Genomic DNA, 17,427 nt, shown 5'->3' with positions numbered 1-17,427 from the left:
CAGAGGGAATTCGGTAATTCAATTACAAAAGGAGTTCCGTCGATGTTCCGCCGTAAGCTCGTTCCCGTTTCTCTTGCGATGGCTGGTTTGATCGCACTCGCTGCCTGTGGCAGCAATAGCAGTCCGACTCCGAATGGCGCGTCGGTTCAAGATGCGGCAACGACCGCAACGCCGATTAAGCACGTGGTGGTGATCTATAACGAAAACGTCTCGTTCGATCATTACTTCGCGACGTATCCGGTGGCGACGAACCCGTCCGGCGAGCCGGCGTTCAACGCCGCCGCCGGCACGTCCACGCCGGCTGGTCTATCCGGCACGCTCCTGACGTCGAATCCGAACCTGCTGAACACGAATAACCCGACGACCGGCGCGACGAACCCGTTTCGTCTAGACCGCACGCAGGCAGCGACGGCCGACCAGAACCACGCGTACACCGCGGAGCAGCTGGCCTACAACAACGGCGCGGCCGACCTGTTCCCGAAGTACACGGGTAACGGCACGAGCGGCGGCGCTGGCGCGTTCGGCACGCCGTGGCAGGTGCTCGGCTACTTCGACGGCAATACCGTCACGGCCATGTGGAACTACGCACAGAACTTCGCGATGAGCGACAACACCTACACGTCGACCTATGGTCCGTCGACGCCGGGCGCGCTCGAAGTGGTCTCGGGCCAGACCAACGGCATGAGCGTGGTCAAGACCACGAAGAAGCCGTCGGTGACGGGCTCGTACTACGTGAATGACGGTCAAGGCGGCTTCACGATGATCAACGACGTCGACCCGGGCTTCGACACCTGCTCGAGCACGACCGACCAGGCGATGATGACCGGCAAGAACATCGGCGACCTGCTGAACGCCAAGGGCGTCACGTGGGGCGGCTTCATGGGCGGCTTCAACCTGTCGACCACCAACACCAACGGCACGACGGGCTGCAAGCGCAGCACGCTCTCGACCGTGGTGGGCGCAAGCACGGCCGACTACATCCCGCACCACAACTGGTTCCAGTACTTCGCCTCGACGGCCAACCCGCAACACTCGCGTCCGAGCTCGACGAACGCGATCGGCTTCACGCTGGAGGCGGACAACAAGACGGTCGATCCCGCGAACCACCAGTACGACACGGACGACTTCTTCGCATCGGTGAAGGCGGGCAACTTCCCGTCGGTGAGCTTCCTGAAGGCGCCGGCGTATCAGGACGGCCACGCCGGCTACTCCGATCCGCTCGACGAGCAGGCGTTCGTGACGAAGGTCGTCAACTTCCTCCAACAGCAGCCGGACTGGAAGAACACGGCGGTCATCGTGGCGTGGGACGACTCGGACGGCTGGTATGACCATCAGTACACGCAGCCGACCAGCGCTTCGTTCGATTCCGTCGCCGACCAGGTGAACGGCTCGGGCATCTGCGGCACCGGTAGCGCGCCGAATGGCCTCTCCGGCACGCCGGTGAACGGCCGCTGCGGTCCGGGCACGCGCATTCCGTTCCTCGTGATCTCGCCGTGGGCGAAGCAGAACTACGTCGACCACACGCTGCTCACGCAAGCGTCGGTCGTGCGCTTCATCGAAGACAACTGGCTCGGCGGCCAGCGTCTTGGCGGCGGTGCGTTCGACTCCACGTCGGGCAGCATCATGAGCATGTTCAACTTCAGCGGCAGCGGCAACAACCCGGTGATCTATCTGGATCCGACCTCGGGCACGCAAGTGGCGACGCCGCCGGCTAGCTGATGAGCGCTTGAAGCCAACGCGGTTCCTGCGGCGCAACGTCTAGACCAGCCCGAGCGCTCAGGAACCGCTACCGCAGTGCATGCATGCCCACAGCCCGGAGACGGGCTGTAGCCGTTTCTGATACTCGCTAACGACAACGACTTCGATGAACGAATCGCAGAACGCCGCTCCGTCCGCGGACGCCTTCCCTCGCGTCGCGCGCCGCCGCGCGCATTGGATCGTCAGCGGCGCGATCGCCGCCGCGTGCGCTGCCGCCGCCCTGTCGGTCTGGGCGCTGAACGCGCCGGATCAGGCGCCGGCCACGGTCGGCAAGATGGTGGAACAACTGACGGGCGCGAATCCGCATCCCGTGCACCTGCTGCGTCCGCCCGCGCCGGCGCAGCTCTCCGTGATGGCGCAGCTCGGCAAGCAGATCTTCTATGACCAGACGCTATCCGGCTCGGGCAAGATGTCGTGCGCTTCGTGCCATAGCCCCGATCACGCGTACGGCCCGCCCAACGGCCTGTCCGTGCAGATGGGCGGCCCAAATCTGACGCTGCAGGGCGATCGTCCGCCGCCGTCGCTGATGTATCTCTATCGGCAGCCGAATTTCAGCATCGGACCAGACCAGGGCGACGACGAACAAGCGCCCAGCCTGACGCAAGCCGCGACCGCCGCGAGCGGCGTCGCGCGCGCGCAGAAAACGGCCGGCGTCGCGCCGGCCGCGCCCGCGATGGTGCCGCAAGGCGGACTGTTCTGGGACGGCCGCGTGGACACGCTGCAAGCGCAGGCGCTCGGCCCGATGCTGAACCCGACTGAAATGGCGAACCCGAGCGTCGACGCGATCGCCGCCAAGCTCAAGACCAGCGCGTACCACAACACCTTCGCGCAGCTCTTCGGAGCCGGCATCTTCAACAATCCGAACATGCTGGTGTCGGAGGCGATGTTCGCGGTGGCGCGCTATCAGTTCGAGGATTCGGCGTTTCATCCTTACACGAGCAAGTACGACTACTGGCTCGAAGGCAAGGCGCGGCTGACCCAGGCCGAGCTGCACGGCCTGCAGCTCTTCAACGATCCGGACAAGGCCAATTGCGCCGGCTGCCACTTGTCGAAGCCTGGCAAGGACGGCCTGCCGCCGATGTTTACCGACTACCAGTACGAAGCGCTCGGCGTGCCGCGCAATACGAGCCTCGCCGCGGACAAGAACCCGAAGTATTACGACATGGGGATCTGCGGCCCGTACCGGACCGACCTCAAGACGCAAACGCAGTACTGCGGCATGTTCCTCACGCCGACGCTGCGCAATGCGGCGACGCGCGAGGTGTTCTTCCATAACGGCGTCTACCATTCGCTCGATCAGGTGATGGCGTTCTACAACCTGCGTGACATCGACCCGGCGAAGATCTATCCGCGCGATGCGCACGGCAAGGTCACCAAGTACAACGACCTGCCCGCCCGCTACCGCGCGAACATCGATCATGCCGATGCGCCGTTCGACCGCAAGTTTGGCGACAAGCCTTCGATGAGCGACGACGATATCCGCGACATCATCGCGTTCCTGAAAACGCTGACGGACGGCTATCAGCCGGATCCGAAGGTGGCGTCCAACCAGAAGCAGTAGTTCGCAAAAAAACCGCGGGACGGGCATGCGGCGCCCGCCCCGCGGCACAGCACTTTTCACCAATCCCCCGGCCGCGCGGCAGTCCTACACTGGCGTTTTCCGCTGACTTCGCCAAGGAACCCGGGATGCCGCACTACTTATGCCATGAAGCCCCCGACCTGCTCGAATTCGACACCGGCGTGATCGACGCGCGCCCCGGCGCGATCGTGCTCGCACGCTCGGCGCTGCACCCCGGCGGCGGCGGGCAGGTGTCGGATGTCGCGACGCTCACGCACGCGCATGGGGTCGCGCGCATCGTCGGCGTATCGCTCGAAAACGGGCGCTACTGGCATCTGCTCGATTCGGAACACGCGGCGCTTGAATTGAGCGGCGACGTGCACGTGTCGATCGATGCCGATTGGCGCTCGACCGTCGCGCAACTTCATACGGATACCCATGTCCTCAACGCGCTCGTCTATCAGCAATTCGCGGGAGCGCTGGTCACCGGCGCGCAGATCAACGGCGACGGCACCGCCCGCATGGACTTCGATCTGCCCGACGCCGACAACGACCTGCTGCGCGCGCTGGAGGCCCCGCTCAACGACGTGATCCGCCAGGGCCTCGACGTGCGCGCAACCTACCTCAGCGCGAGCGACGCGCGCAGCACGCCGGGGCTGATCCGCAGCTTGTCGGTTGCGCCGCCGCCGACGCCCGACGGCAAGATCCGCATCGTCGAAATCGGCGCGCTCGACCGCCAGGCGTGCGGCGGCACGCATCTGACCAACACGGCGCAATCGCGCCCGGTTCGCATCGCCAAGATCGAAAACAAGGGCCGGCGTAACCGCCGCGTGCGAATCGAACTATGCTGATGAGCAGCCATAGAGGAAAGCATGCAGCGCCCGGCAAAAAACGAGCTGTCGTACTGGCGCGACCAGGCGCTTACCGGCGCTTGCCTCGCGACTGCACGCTACGGCGCGCATGAATTCGAGCGCCACGTCCACGACGAACTGGTGATCGTGATGACCGAAGGCGGCGCAGGCCGATGCGAAACGCGCACCGGCAGCGACGTTTCCGGCCCCGGGACGATCTTGGTTTTCGCGCCGGGCGAATATCACAGCGGCCGCGTGCGGGAAGACTGGAACTACCGCGAAGACGTCTCGATCGACGCACTCGCGGCGCTCGTCGGGCTCAGTCGTTTTCATCTGATGCGCGCGTTTCGCAAGGAATTCGGCATTCCGCCGCATGCGTATGCGAGTCAGCGGCGACTGATCGAGGCGAGGAAGATGCTTGCCGCCGGCCACAGCCCGGCCGTCGCCGCCGCCGAGGCCGGACTCTACGATCAAAGCCATTTGAACCGTCTTTTCAAGCGCGCCTATGGCGTGACGCCCGGCACTTACGCGCGCCTGCCCACGCGCGCGCCTCTCGCCAGTCAATAAAAAATCCCCGCGGGCTTGCGCCTCGCGGGGATTCCTCAGCAATGCGTTCGCCGTCAAGCAAACGCGTGCGGCAATTACGCCGCTGCTGCGTCCTTCAGCTTCTTCAGTGCACGTGCCTTGATGCGCACGCTTGCCGGCTTAGCCGGGAACCAACGCTCTTCGCCCGTGAACGGATCTTTGCCGAAGCGCTTCTTCTTCGCCGGCACAGCTTGCACGACGATCTTCAGAAGGCCGGACAGCGTGAATTCGCCAGCGCCCTTCTTGTGAACCGTACCGAGGATCGTGTCTTCGAGTGCAGCCAGCACAGCCTTGACGGACTTCGGCTCGACAGCAGCGCGCTCAGCGAGGTGAGCAGCCAGCGAGGCCTTCGTGAAGGTGTCCTTGATCGGCGACGGTGCGCCGGACGCCTTCACGGCGACCTTCTTAGCCGCTACTTTCTTCGCGGGAGCCTTCGTTGCGGCTGCTTTCTTAGCCGGTGCGGGGGCAGCCTTCTTGGCTACCTTTTTTGCGGAAGTCGCCATGTTTCTCCTACCTGTTGTGGTCAGTGATTAACCGAAGAGCGCGCGGTATGCGTGCGCTTCAACGGCGGATTCTACAAGCGCCACAACGTTTCGTGCATCTCTTTTGTGTTTTTCTCGCTGCTTTATCGCTTGATGTGTTGCGCGGCGCAGACTGTCCGATGCATTTTGAGCCTTATTTCAGGTGTCAAAGTGAGTTCAAAGCGAGTTCAGCCTGCCGCTAGCCTCTCGGCAGACACCGTGTTTTCCCGAGTCGGCGAACCGATTCCACGGCGAGGCGATACGATGCGTTGATGCGTACGTTGCGCGCTCTTTGTGCGCTCATTGCGCGTTTCGAGCGATACGGAAAGGCTCCGACATGACACGAACGATCCCTTCGGAACACCTGCCGGACGACGGCAGCAGCACCGCGCGAGGTGCCGGCGGCACGCCCGATTTCCTGGCCGAGCAGTTCGATGCCGACGCCGAATGGCTCGAGCCGGACGGCTTTGGCGGCTTTGCGTCGGGCACTGCAGGCGGCGAGCGCACGCGCCGCTATCACGCGCTATTGCTTGCCGCCACGCATCCGCCGACTGGCCGCGTGGTGCTCGTCAACGGACTCGAAGCATGGCTCGAAACGCCTGACGGCCCGGTTCCGCTTTCTACGCAGCGCTATCTTCCCGACGTCGTCCACCCCGATCTCGCGTCGCGCCTGATCGCTTTCGACGTCGCGCCGTGGCCCACCTGGCGCTTCCGTATCGACGACGACGCCACCCTCGTTTACGAATTGTTCGTCGCGAAGGGCCATGGCGAAACGGTGCTGCGCTGGCGCCTCGAAGGGGCGCACGACATCGCGGGATCCCTTCAGTTGAAGGTGCGATTGCTGCTTTCCGGCCGCGACCATCATGCACTGCACCACGAAAACGCGGCGTTCAGCTTCGCCTATCGTGAAGCTGCCGGCGCGATAGGTAGCAATTCGGGCAGCAACGTTTCGTGGCGCCCGTACGGCGATTTGCCTGCCGTAACCGCGCTGACGAGCGGCGTCTACCTGCACGCGCCGGACTGGTACCGGAACTTCCTGTACGTCCGCGAGCGCGAGCGCGGACTTGATTACAGCGAGGATCTCGCGACCCCTGGCGTGTTTTCGTTCGACATCGGCGCGCGCCACGCCGTCATCATCCTGCGCTCGAACGGCGAACTCGCCGATGACGCGGATACGCGCGCCGCCGCACTCGCGCGCGCCGAGCACGCGCGGCGCGCCGCGTTCCGCTCGCGCACGCGTTTATCCGCGGACGCGTATTTCGTCGCGCGCGGCACGGGCCAAACGCTCGTCGCCGGCTACCCGTGGTTCACCGATTGGGGCCGCGACACGTTCATCGCGATGCGCGGTCTCGCGCTCGTCACGCGCCGCTATGCCGACGCCGAAGCGATTCTGCTCGACTGGTCGCACACGGTGTCGCAAGGCATGCTGCCGAACCGCTTCCCCGACGACGGCAACGAGCCGGAATACAACGCCGTCGATGCGTCGTTGTGGTTCGTCGTCGCGGTGCACGACTACCTGCGCACCGACCACGCGAGCCACGTCACCCGCCTGGCGTTGCGCAACGCCGTCGATGAAGTGCTCGACGGCTACGCGCACGGCACCCGCTATGCGATCGGCGCCGATACAGACGGCCTCGTTCGCGCGGGCGTGCCTGGCGTCCAGTTGACGTGGATGGATGCGAAAGTGGACGGCTGGGTCGTGACGCCGCGCATCGGCAAACCGGTCGAAGTGCAGGCGCTGTGGATCAACGCGCTGCGTATTTCGCTCGGCTGGACCGCGCAGTGGCAAAACCTCGAAGAACGCGCGAGCCACGCTTTTCAAGCGCGTTTCGTCAATCCGGAGACTGGTGCGCTGTTCGATGTGGTCGATGCGGATCACGTGCCGGGCCGCGTCGACGCCAGCATCCGGCCGAATCAAATCTTCGCGGCCGGTGGGTTGCCGTTCACGCTCCTCACAGGCGAAACAGCGCGTCATATCGTCGAGCAGGTCGAAACGCATCTGCTCACGCCGCTTGGTCTGCGTACGCTTGCGCCGTCCGATTCGAACTATGCAGGCACTTACACGGGCAACGTCCGGCAGCGCGACGCGGCGTATCACCAAGGCACCGTCTGGCCCTGGCTGATCGGGCCGTTCGTCGAAGCGTGGCTGCAGGTGCACGGCAGCTCGCCCCATACGCGCGCCGAAGCGCGGCGGCGTTTCCTCGCGCCGCTCTTTACGCATCTGCGTCGCGACGGCCTCGGCCACATCTGCGAAATCGCCGACGGCGACGCGCCGCACACGCCGCGCGGCACGCCGTTCCAGGCGTGGTCGCTCGGCGAATTGCTGCGTGTCGAGGCGCTGCTGGCGTCGGTGCAGCCGAACGGCGGGCCCGGGGTCCGCGCGTAAGCCGCGGGATCGGGCGGGCACATAAGACATCACGTCTCGAATGCGCTAAATTGGCCTCTTCCGCTCCTCACCCGAGGAAGTCGCCATGCTCAGTCCGCGCCGTTCCAAGCTCCTCGACACCGTCGAAGGCCGCCGCCTCCATGGGCCCGAAATCCTGCGCTGGCGGCGCTGGGGTCCTTATCTAAGCGAACGCCAGTGGGGCACCGTACGCGAGGATTACAGCGCGAACGGCACCGCCTGGGATTACTTTCCGCATGACCAGGCGCGCAGCCGCGCCTACCGCTGGGGCGAGGACGGCATCGGCGGCTTCGGCGACGAAAAACTCAACTGGTGCATGAGCGTCGCGCTTTGGAACGGACGCGATTCGATTCTCAAGGAGCGCCTGTTTGGCCTGACCAATGCCGAAGGCAATCATGGCGAAGACGTGAAGGAGCTGTATTTCTATCTCGACGGCACGCCGACGCACTCCTACATGCGGATGCTCTATAAGTATCCTCAGGCTGCGTTTCCCTACGGGGAGCTCGTCGCAGAAAACGCCCGGCGCGGCGCGGACCAGCCCGAATATGAAATTCTCGATACCGGCGTGTTCGACTCGAACCGGTATTTCGACATCCTGATCGAATACGCGAAGGGCGACCCCAACGACATCGTGATGCGCGTGACCGTCGAGAATCGCGCGAGCGAGCCCGCCGAACTCGACGTGCTGCCGCAGCTCTGGGCGCGCAACTTCTGGTCGTGGTGGCCCGATCAGGCGAAACCGGCGCTCACGCTCGAAGCGCTCGACGGCAAGACCTGCGTGGTCGCGCGCCATGCCGGCCACGAAACGCTCATCGTCACAGCGAGCGCCGACGCGCCGGTCGAATGGCTCTTCTGCGAAAACGACACCAACGTGCGGCGCTTGTTCGGCAATGAAAGTGCGGGACCGTTCAAGGACGGCTTCAACGACTACCTCGTCGCCGGCGACAAGCACGCGATCCGGCGCGACCACGGCACGCGGGCGGCGGCGCGTGTGCACCTCGCGCTTGCCGCAGGCGAAAAGCGCGTCGTGCATCTGCGCGTCCGCGCCGATTCGGCCGAACGCTCCGCGCATGTCGACGCGAACGTCGTCATCGCCATGCGCCGTGCGGAAGCCGACGAGTTCTACGCCGCGCTGCAGGAGGACCTCGACGATGCCGACGCGCGGCTCGTCCAGCGCCAGGCGCTTGCCGGGATGCTGTGGAGCAAGCAGTACTACCAGTTCGACGTGACGCGCTGGATCGACGGCGACCCCGCGCAGCCGAAGCCGCCGCGCACGCGCCGCAACGCGCGCAACGCCGACTGGCGGCATCTGTCGAATTGCGATGTGATCTCGATGCCGGATAAATGGGAGTACCCGTGGTACGCGTCGTGGGATCTCGCGTTTCATGCGGTCGCGTTCGCAATGATCGACCCCGAGTTCGCGAAGCATCAATTGGTCTTGCTGATCAAGGATCGCTACCAGCACCCCAACGGTCAATTGCCCGCTTACGAGTGGGCGTTTTCCGACGCGAACCCGCCAGTCCACGCGTGGGCCGCGTGGCGTGTCTATGAAATGGACAAGCGGCTCACGGGCCGCGGCGACCGTGTGTTTCTCGAGCGCATCTTCCACAAGCTGTTGCTGAACTTCTCGTGGTGGGTCAACCGCAAAGACGCCGCCGGCCACAACATTTTCCAAGGCGGTTTTCTCGGGCTCGACAACGTCGGCATCTTCGACCGCTCGGCGCCCCTGCCGACCGGCGGGCGCATCGATCAGGCCGACGGCACCGCATGGGTCGCCGCCTACGCACTCGACCTGATGCAGATCGCGCTCGAACTGGCGATCGAAAACGCGGTGTTCGTCGATATCGCGGTGAAGTTCTTCGAGCACTTCTTGTACATCGCGGAAGCGGTGGGCTGCAACGACGCCTGCGACACGGGCCTCTGGGACGACGAAGACGGCTTCTACTACGACAAGCTGCGCCTGCCCGACGGCAGCAGCATTCCGCTGAGAATGCGCTCGATCGTCGGCCTGATTCCGCTGTTCGCGGTGCGCGTGCTCGAGCAGCGCCGGCACGGCAACCTGCCCGGCTTGCGCGACCGTCTCTTGTGGTTCCTCGAGCATCGCCCAGATCTCGCGCGGCTCGTATCGCGCTGGCATGAAGAGGGCGTCGGCAATAGCGGGCTGCTCTCGCTGTTGCGCGGCCATCGGATGAAATGCCTGCTAAGACGCATGCTCGACGAAAGCGAGTTCCTGTCGCCGTTCGGCGTGCGTGCGCTATCGCGAGCGCATTGCGAAAATCCCTTCGTTTTCCAGCACAACGGCGACAGCTTCCGCGTGAAATACCTTCCTGCCGAATCCGATTCGCACGTGTTCGGCGGCAATTCGAACTGGCGCGGGCCGATCTGGATGCCGGTGAACTTCCTGCTGATCGAATCGCTGTTCGAATTCCATCGTTATTACGGCGACGATTTCCGCGTCGAGTACCCGACCGGGTCCGGCCAAAAGTATTCGCTGCGCGAGATCGCGTTCTTCCTCGCACGCCGCATCACGACGCTGTTCTTGAAGGGCGAAGACGGCAAACGCCCGGTCATGGGCGCGTATCCGAAGCTGCAAGCGGACCGGCGCTGCGACGACCTCGTACTCTTCCACGAATACTTTCATGGCGACAACGGGCGCGGCGTCGGCGCTTCGCATCAGACCGGCTGGAGCGGACTGGTCGCGTTGCTGCTGCAGCCCGGGATGGTGTCGTGCGCGCACGGCGTGCCTGCGCTCGAAGACGAGGCTGGCGAGATGCAGGCCGAAAGCGTGATGAAGTGAGGTAAGGCCCTTTTCGATGCGTACCCACGCCGACGTCGATAAATACAGCATCGTCTACTAGAATAGAGCGCTCCTATCCAATGCACGTCCGCGGCGTTTCAAATGCGGCGGCGTCGGTCCCGTGTTTTTTCAAACGAACGCACCACAATGTGGAGAAGCGCAATGAGTAATCGGCCGTCGTCTGATGAATTAGAAAATCTGAACCAAACCACCGAGGCCACACTAGCTGCGCTGACGCTCCAAATCAGTGCATTCGTTCATAACGGTACGCTCGACAGCCGCTGTGCCGCCAAGCTCATTAAACGGTTAAGAAAGGAAGCCGACCTCGTTTTCGTCAACGGCAATTCGACCGAGGAAGGACGTCACGAACTTCATAAGGCTTTGAACGCCGTCGACGCTTCCCTGCGCGATCACGACGCCATGTTGCTCGTCGCCGCTAACGCGGCGCTGCGCGTCGCGGAAGACGCGCCGCAGAGCAATCCCTAAGCCACTAGGAAGCGCTGCCGTCCCGTCATGAATGTGCAACACTGCACGCTCCGCAATTCGAGCGAAAGGTGACGCGTGACGGACGGCAATCACTCGAACGAACCGAAAGAACAAATCGGCCGCATGGCGTATTCGGAATTCGCGGAGCGCTACGCGGCTTTTGCGCCGACCAAGGCGCACAACGCGCTGTACGAGCGCCCTGCGACGATGGCGCTGCTCGGGGATGTGAGCGGCCTGCGTGTTCTCGATGCGGGGTGCGGCCCCGGCATCTGCAGCGAGCACTTGGCGCGCAGCGGCGCAACCGTTCACGCATTCGACGTTACGCCCGAGATGGTCGAACTCGCCCGCGTGCGATGCGCGGACCTGCCCGTCGAGGTGATCACGGGCGATCTCACGGCGCCGCTCGATTGGCTGCCGGACCATTCTTTCGACAAGATTCTTTGCTCGCTCGCTTTCGACTACATCAAAGACCTGAACCCCGTATTTCGCGAGTTCAAGCGAGTCGCGCGGATGGGCGCCACGCTCGTGTTCTCGATGGCGCACCCGATGCGCGACTGGATGGACGAGCGCACGCGAGGGCATGGCACGTATTTCGACACGTCCCGGTTCGGGCTGCATTGGTCGGGGTTCGGCGAGCCCAAGCCGTACGTGCAAGCGTATCGCCGGCCTATATCGGACATTCTCAATGGGCTTGCCGAAAGCGGCTGGATACTCGACCAGTTCGTCGAACCACGGCCGCTGGCGGAAATGAAGGCCGTATCGGCGCGGCTTCATGCGGAGTTGTCGCACGCGCCGGCTTTTATTTGCGTGCGGGCGCGCTGCTAACTAAGACTAGACGCCGTCCGACCCGGTCATTTTCCTGCACTACAATGAATCGTTAGAGTGCCGCACACCGCCCGCAGCGCGTAGGGGCCAAGTACGTGCAGGACTCGTGCCGGAGGACTGCCATGCCGACTTACCAATATCGTTGCGAAAAGTGCGGCGAAACGTTCGAGCATATCGAACACCTCGCCGAACATGACAAGGCTCATCCGCCTTGCCCCAAGTGCGGAAGCGAGCAGGTTCAACACGTACCCACGCCATTTGTCGCGCAGACGACGAGAAAAAGCTGAGCATCGGCGAAAAGAAGGGGGCCCATCGGGCCCCCTTCCATGAACCCGCGGCAAGCGCGGGTCCGATGCGTCGTTAGTTCAACAACCGCAACACCCGATCACGATTGACCCAGCGACGGATCGCTCATGCTGTCGCTGCCCGTTTCGACGTGACCGGCCAGCCAACGCTCGAACGACGCATCCGTATCGACCGTCACGCGCAGGTCGTACCAGCCGTATTGCGCACGCAGATCGATATACAGGTTGACGCTGTCGCCGCCCGCCACCGACCGGCGGATCAGATTGCCGCGGTCGTACGCGTTGAAGATCGTGAACTGGCACGCCGCGTTGCCCATGTTCTTGAGCGTCAACTGGATATTGCCGTTGGCGACGTCATAGCCTTCCGCGACATCCGGAATCGCCGTCTCCGTCCCGTTCCACCAGTGCATCGCCACCGCCTTGCCGGCGAGGCGGCGGAAGAACCCGTTCGGGCCATGCACGGCGAAGCCGTAGCTGCCGTCCGAGTTCAACGCGAGCTGATCCTTGAGACGATGACCCGCGTCGACCGTGTACGCGCGCGGCGCGCCCGTGCTGTGCGCGGCGTAGACGGAGAACGCGGCGCCGGCCTCGCCCGAGTTGACGAACTCGATATTGAACTTGCCTTGGTTCGCTTGCGGCAGACCACGCACGAAGAGTTCGTACGGCAGCGCGCGCGCCGGACGCACGCCGGGCTCTTGCTGTGGAATCGCCTGGACGAGCGGCGGAACCGGCACGTAGTCCGGGTGACGATTCTGATCGGGCGGCACGTAGCCGCTCGTGCTCGGCAACGTCGGAAGCGCGGCGTTCGGGTTCGTGAAGTCGAAGGCGCGCGTGAGGTCGCCGCACACCGTGCGGCGCCACGCGGTGATGTTCGACTCGGAGAGGTTGTGATGATGGCCGAAGCGGCGCTCGATGAAGCGGATGATCGACGTGTGGTCGAACGTTTCCGAACACACCCAGCCGCCCTTGGACCACGGCGACACCACGAGCATCGGCACGCGCGGTCCGAGGCCATAGGGGCCCGCTGAATACGTCGAATTGCCTGGGAAGTATTCGTTGTTCGTATCGACCGTCGACAAGCCCGCCGCGCTCGACCACGGCGCATACGGCGGCGCGACGTGATCGAAGAAGCCATCGTTCTCGTCGTAGGTGACGAGCAGCACCGTCTTGCTCCACACGTCGGGATTCGACGTCAGGATCTGCAGCACTTGATCGACGTACCACGCACCGTAGTTCGCGGGCCAGTTCGGATGCTCCGAATAGGCTTCCGGCGCGACGATCCACGACACTTGCGGCAGCGTACCGTTCGCCACGTCTTGCTTGAGGATGTCGAAATAGCCGCCGCTCACCGCGACGTTGGTGCCCGTGCGCGCGTTGTCGTAGAGCGGGTTGCCCGGCTGCGCGTTGCGATACTGGTTGAAGTACAGGAGCGAGTTGTCGCCGTAGTTGCCGATGTACGCGTCGCTACCCCAGCCCCACGAACCGGCCGCGTTCAGGCCCGTGCCGATGTCCTGATAGATCTTCCACGAAATGCCCGCTTTCTGAAGCACTTCCGGATAGGTCGACCATCCATAGCCCGCTTCCGCATTGTCGATCACGGGGCCGCCGCCGCTGCCGTCGTTGCCCACCCAGCCGGTCCACATGTAGTAGCGGTTCGGATCGGTCGGGGTCATGCCCGAGCAGTGGTACGCATCGCAAATCGTGAACGCGTCGGCGAGCTGGTAGTGGAACGGGATGTCCTGACGCGTCAGGTAGGCCATCGTCGTCGTGCCCTTGGCCGGCACCCACTGGTCGTAGTTGCCGCTGTTCCACGCCGTGTGCGTCGTGTTCCAGTCGTGCGGCAAGTCCTGGATGAACTGCAGGCCGAGATCGGGCGCGCTCGGGCGGAACGGCAGCACATACCCGAGGTCGCCCGCGAGCGGCTGATACCAGACCGGCTTGCCCGTGGGCAGCGTGATCGTGCGCTTGTCGCCGTATCCGCGCACGCCACGCAGCGTGCCGAAGTAGTGGTCGAACGAACGGTTCTCCTGCATCAGGACGACGATGTGCTGCACGTCCTCGATGCTCTTGGTCGCATTGTTGGCGGGAATGGCGAGTGCGTTGCGGATGCCAGCGGGCAACGCACCCATCGCGGCTGCAGCGCCAGCCGCTTGAGCGGTGGCGCGCAGAAAGTCACGTCGGCTATTCGAAGTCATATTCGTTTCTTTTAGATAAGGATGGAATAAGACGGCACGCGAGCGGGCGATACGCGTCGGTGAATACAGCCTTTTGGGGGGACAACCGAACTGCGAAAAGCACGAAAAAGCGGACAACGGCAAAGCGAATAAAACCAGGCTGCTGCGTCTAATTCAATCCGCCGTGTGGAAGACGGGCGGAAGAAGCGGGCGCGCTGCCGAGGCGCCTGTTGCGGCGCTCGGCTGAGGTGTATCGAATCCTTGCGCGAGAAGCGGAGCCTGTGGCGCGTTCACGCGTGCGCCTGCAAGCGACGCACCGGGCAACTGGGGCGAGCGAACGGCCGCATTCTGCTGGCCTTGCGCGCTCGAGCCGTCGTCATTGCCGCAAGCGGACACGGCTACGCAAGCGAATGCCGCTGCGCAAACGCAAACGAAACGGGACCTGATGTGCACGATCTCTCTCCACACGCGAAATGAGCGTCGGCGCAACAAGAATTGGAAAGGCGCCATACGGTTTGGCGCTTAAGGATAGAAAGCGATCATGTCCAATTGATGAATTGGAGTAGACCACTTTAAAAATAGCGAAGCGGTATTTTCCATGCGACTTTAGAAGTGGCTTTTGGAATATAGACCGCTCGCGATTGACGCGCGTGCGAATGCCGATTAGCCGTATCGCTGCGCGAATTCGGTCATCCATTGCGCGAGCGTTGCTGTGGCTTCCGGCGTCACCGCGTTGTACAGCGAAGCACGCAAGCCGCCAATCGAGCGGTGCCCTTCTAGCCCATGCAAGCCGTCGCGTTTCGCTGCATCGAGGAAGAGCGTCTCGGTCACCGCATCGGGCAAGCGAAACGCAATGTTCATCGAAGAGCGGTAGGGCCGCTCCGCATGCACGCGATAAAAGCCGGGATGCGCGTCGAGCGCGCCGTACACCGCGCGCGCTTTTGCGTGGTTGATTTCCGCCATCGCCCCCACGCCGCCGATATCATCGCGCAGCCACCGCGTGACGAGCATCAGCACGTAGATCGCGAACACAGGCGGGGTGTTGTAGAGCGAGCGCGTGTCGATATGCGTGCGGTAATCGAGCATCGTCGGCAACGAGCCGCGCGCGCGGCGCGCGAAGTCGTCACGCAGAATGACGACCGTGACGCCGGACGGTCCAAGGTTCTTTTGCGCATGCGCGTAGATCATTGCGTAGCGTTCGATATCGACCGGCCCCGCGAGCAGATTCGACGACATATCGCACACGAGCGGCACATCGGGCAAGCCGGGCACCTCGGTAAATTCCAGGCCCTCGACCGTTTCGTTCGACACGTAATGCAGATACGCGGCATTGCGCGACAACGGCAATTCGTCCGCATGCGGCAAGCGCGTGTAGCCACCGTCATAGCCGTCCCAGACGACGCTCACCTGCCCTTCGTGACGCGCTTCCGGCGGCGCCTTGGCGCTCCAGTAACCGGAGACGATGTATTCGGCGCGCTGCTTCGTGCCGCGCAAAAAATTCATCGGCAGCATTGAGAATTGCAGACTGCTGCCGCCCTGCATGAACAGCACGTGATAGTGGCTTGGAATGCCGAGCAGCGTGCGCAGGTTCTGTTCGGCTTCGTCGAGCACGGCGCGGAACCACGCGGAACGGTGGCTCATGCCGAGCACGGACAGCCCCGTCTCGGGCAACGCCTCGATCGCATCGCGCGTTTGGCGCAATACGGCAAGCGGCAGTGCGCCGGGGCCGCCCGAGAAATTCTTTTGCTCGTTCACGCGCCGTCCTTAGTGATGGTTCGACGCGCCAGCATCCGCTCGAACGCGTCGACGATACGCTGCACGTGCCGATTCTTATGGGCGAGCACACCGTCAGCGCGTTCGAAGTGCGCCAGCATCGTCGCGTTCGCTTCGAAGACGAAGACGCGTCCATCAGGCAGCACGGTGAAATCGATGCCGCCGTAGTCCAAGTCGAGCTTGCGCGCGATGGCCGCGACCGCGTCCATCGCGCCGCCGCCGAGCGCGGCACGCGGGTCTTCGAGAAAGCGCCGCTCTTCGGCGAGCTTCCAGGCGTGCTGTTCCATCTCGGCGGAAAAGTAATGCACCATCCAATGCGGCGAAATCGCGAGATGGTAGGGGTAAGGCTCGCGGTCGACGAAGATCATCCGGTACTTGCGGTAGTAGCCGTCGGCCGAGCGATAGTCGGAGAACGCCGTCAGATAGTGCGCGCCTTTAAACGTCTTTAGTCCAGCTTCGAGCGCGTCGAGCGAATCGCAGCGCGAGAGACCTTCGCCGCCATGCGTCGCGGCGGGACGCGCCAATACCGGCAACGCGAGCCCGCCGGCCGCCAGCCGCGCGTAGAGTTCGGCGCGTGACGCGGGCGGCGTTTCCGAGCGAATGCAAGCGGCCGTAGCAACGCCTTCGAGATCGCTCAGCGAGCCCGGAAGCCGATCGCGAAACGTCCGCTCTATCGCGGCGGGCGGATTGAGCAAGGCGCGCTCGCAGCGCGCCGCGAAGCGCTTGAGCCTGTCGGCGAGCGGAGCGGCGATATCCGGATCGCCGATCGCGTTGAAGACGAGATCGTATGGCGGCAGATGCGCGTCTTCGCCGTCGTGCGCGTAGTCGATCGCGTATTTGATCCGGCCGCACTTTGCGCTCGGCAGCAGCGCGTCAAACGGCACATTGCCGCTACTCGCGCCCGTGCAAAGGATCAGCACGTCGCGAACCGGCTCGCCCGAGCGTTCGACGAACACGCGCTGAATTTCATAGGCTTTGGCGCGGCACGCTTCGGCTTCCGCAATATGGCCCTCGTTCGCATGAATGGCGGCGAGATTCTGATAAGCGATCGCGGCGCGCGGATCGATGGCAAGCACCAGGCGGTACCAGTTAGCAGCCGTATCGCTATCGCCCTTCATGAAGTAACCCGTGGCGACCGTGCATAACTCGCTGACCGACGCATCGGGCGACCCCGCCGCAAAAGCATCGAGCGTTTGCGCGGCAATCAAGTGCGCGAGCGCGCCAAGCTCGTCGCCAAGCGTGCGCCGCGCGTCCGCCATCGAGCGATGCAACGCGGCGTCTCGCGGCGCGGCGGCGAGCGCGCGCACCAGCGCGTCGGGCGGCTGGGCCGCTTGCGGCTCGCCGCTGGCGGAGTCGGAGTCTCGTGTCATCGCCGTAGGGGTTGAATCCG

At 63.9% G+C, this 17,427-nt stretch carries 13 protein-coding genes; 9 read left to right on the top strand and 4 right to left on the bottom strand.

Annotated features, from left to right (window positions below):
* The first annotated feature begins 42 nt into the window (after positions 1-42).
* The 4 genes from AAHK20_RS13820 (at position 43) to AAHK20_RS13805 (ending at position 4,734) form a co-directional block, all read left to right on the top strand.
* The gene (locus tag AAHK20_RS13820) at positions 43-1,719 is read left to right on the top strand and encodes a phospholipase C (RefSeq protein ID WP_449182023.1); all 1,677 of its coding nucleotides are present in this window, start codon (positions 43-45) and stop codon (positions 1,717-1,719) included.
* A 145-nt stretch (positions 1,720-1,864) separates the two neighbouring features.
* A complete protein-coding gene (locus AAHK20_RS13815) occupies positions 1,865-3,319 on the top strand; it encodes a cytochrome-c peroxidase (protein ID WP_449182022.1) in 1,455 nt (484 codons plus the stop codon).
* 125 nt (positions 3,320-3,444) lie between these two features.
* Positions 3,445-4,167, top strand: coding sequence for an alanyl-tRNA editing protein (locus AAHK20_RS13810; RefSeq protein ID WP_449182021.1), 723 nt, complete (start codon positions 3,445-3,447; stop codon positions 4,165-4,167).
* A gap of 21 nt (positions 4,168-4,188) precedes the next feature.
* Positions 4,189-4,734 carry an AraC family transcriptional regulator gene (locus AAHK20_RS13805; protein ID WP_449182020.1) on the top strand — a complete coding sequence of 182 codons (546 nt, stop codon included), beginning with the start codon at positions 4,189-4,191 and terminating at the stop codon, positions 4,732-4,734.
* Positions 4,735-4,808: 74 nt separating this feature from the next.
* On the opposite strand, the gene AAHK20_RS13800 is transcribed toward AAHK20_RS13805, so the two are convergent.
* A complete protein-coding gene (locus AAHK20_RS13800) occupies positions 4,809-5,255 on the bottom strand; it encodes an HU family DNA-binding protein (protein ID WP_136896086.1) in 447 nt (148 codons plus the stop codon).
* A gap of 355 nt (positions 5,256-5,610) precedes the next feature.
* Between AAHK20_RS13800 and AAHK20_RS13795 the strand changes: the two genes are divergently transcribed.
* The 5 genes from AAHK20_RS13795 (at position 5,611) to AAHK20_RS13775 (ending at position 12,072) form a co-directional block, all read left to right on the top strand.
* On the top strand, positions 5,611-7,659 hold the full coding sequence (locus AAHK20_RS13795; RefSeq protein WP_449182019.1) for an amylo-alpha-1,6-glucosidase: 2,049 nt from the start codon (positions 5,611-5,613) through the stop codon (positions 7,657-7,659).
* Between the two features lie 85 nt (positions 7,660-7,744).
* Positions 7,745-10,474, top strand: coding sequence for an MGH1-like glycoside hydrolase domain-containing protein (locus AAHK20_RS13790; protein ID WP_449182018.1), 2,730 nt, complete (start codon positions 7,745-7,747; stop codon positions 10,472-10,474).
* A 162-nt stretch (positions 10,475-10,636) separates the two neighbouring features.
* Positions 10,637-10,960, top strand: coding sequence for a hypothetical protein (locus AAHK20_RS13785; protein WP_449182017.1), 324 nt, complete (start codon positions 10,637-10,639; stop codon positions 10,958-10,960).
* A 123-nt stretch (positions 10,961-11,083) separates the two neighbouring features.
* Complete coding sequence (locus AAHK20_RS13780) at positions 11,084-11,785, top strand: class I SAM-dependent methyltransferase (protein WP_449182227.1); 702 nt, start codon at positions 11,084-11,086, stop codon at positions 11,783-11,785.
* A gap of 122 nt (positions 11,786-11,907) precedes the next feature.
* Positions 11,908-12,072, top strand: a complete 165-nt coding sequence (locus AAHK20_RS13775; protein ID WP_449182016.1) for an FmdB family zinc ribbon protein — start codon at positions 11,908-11,910, stop codon at positions 12,070-12,072.
* A gap of 98 nt (positions 12,073-12,170) precedes the next feature.
* On the opposite strand, the gene AAHK20_RS13770 is transcribed toward AAHK20_RS13775, so the two are convergent.
* The 3 genes from AAHK20_RS13770 to AAHK20_RS13760 form a co-directional block, all read right to left on the bottom strand.
* A complete protein-coding gene (locus tag AAHK20_RS13770) occupies positions 12,171-14,285 on the bottom strand; it encodes a phosphocholine-specific phospholipase C (RefSeq protein WP_449182015.1) in 2,115 nt (704 codons plus the stop codon).
* Positions 14,286-14,927: 642 nt separating this feature from the next.
* Positions 14,928-16,019: a 3-phosphoserine/phosphohydroxythreonine transaminase gene (serC, locus tag AAHK20_RS13765; RefSeq protein ID WP_449182014.1), complete on the bottom strand. Its 1,092-nt coding sequence runs from the start codon at positions 16,017-16,019 to the stop codon at positions 14,928-14,930.
* Entirely contained in the window at positions 16,016-17,407 is a 1,392-nt protein-coding gene (locus AAHK20_RS13760; protein WP_449182013.1) for an ATP-grasp domain-containing protein, read from the bottom strand. The genes serC and AAHK20_RS13760 overlap by 4 nt, the downstream gene beginning before the upstream one ends.
* Positions 17,408-17,427 lie beyond the last annotated feature (20 nt).

Source organism: Trinickia camelliae, assembly GCF_053525655.1.
This window is presented reverse-complemented; position numbering and strand designations above follow the sequence as displayed.

What these genes read in the sequence shown, in the direction of transcription:
- AAHK20_RS13820 (WP_449182023.1), top strand. Translation starts at nt 43, where the DNA reads ATGTTCCGCCGTAAGCTCGTTCCCGTTTCTCTTGCGATGGCTGGTTTG.
- AAHK20_RS13815 (WP_449182022.1), top strand. Translation starts at nt 1,865, where the DNA reads ATGAACGAATCGCAGAACGCCGCTCCGTCCGCGGACGCCTTCCCTCGC.
- AAHK20_RS13810 (WP_449182021.1), top strand. Translation starts at nt 3,445, where the DNA reads ATGCCGCACTACTTATGCCATGAAGCCCCCGACCTGCTCGAATTCGAC.
- AAHK20_RS13805 (WP_449182020.1), top strand. Translation starts at nt 4,189, where the DNA reads ATGCAGCGCCCGGCAAAAAACGAGCTGTCGTACTGGCGCGACCAGGCG.
- AAHK20_RS13800 (WP_136896086.1), bottom strand. Translation starts at nt 5,255, where the DNA reads ATGGCGACTTCCGCAAAAAAGGTAGCCAAGAAGGCTGCCCCCGCACCG.
- AAHK20_RS13795 (WP_449182019.1), top strand. Translation starts at nt 5,611, where the DNA reads ATGACACGAACGATCCCTTCGGAACACCTGCCGGACGACGGCAGCAGC.
- AAHK20_RS13790 (WP_449182018.1), top strand. Translation starts at nt 7,745, where the DNA reads ATGCTCAGTCCGCGCCGTTCCAAGCTCCTCGACACCGTCGAAGGCCGC.
- AAHK20_RS13785 (WP_449182017.1), top strand. Translation starts at nt 10,637, where the DNA reads ATGAGTAATCGGCCGTCGTCTGATGAATTAGAAAATCTGAACCAAACC.
- AAHK20_RS13780 (WP_449182227.1), top strand. Translation starts at nt 11,084, where the DNA reads ATGGCGTATTCGGAATTCGCGGAGCGCTACGCGGCTTTTGCGCCGACC.
- AAHK20_RS13775 (WP_449182016.1), top strand. Translation starts at nt 11,908, where the DNA reads ATGCCGACTTACCAATATCGTTGCGAAAAGTGCGGCGAAACGTTCGAG.
- AAHK20_RS13770 (WP_449182015.1), bottom strand. Translation starts at nt 14,285, where the DNA reads ATGACTTCGAATAGCCGACGTGACTTTCTGCGCGCCACCGCTCAAGCG.
- AAHK20_RS13760 (WP_449182013.1), bottom strand. Translation starts at nt 17,407, where the DNA reads ATGACACGAGACTCCGACTCCGCCAGCGGCGAGCCGCAAGCGGCCCAG.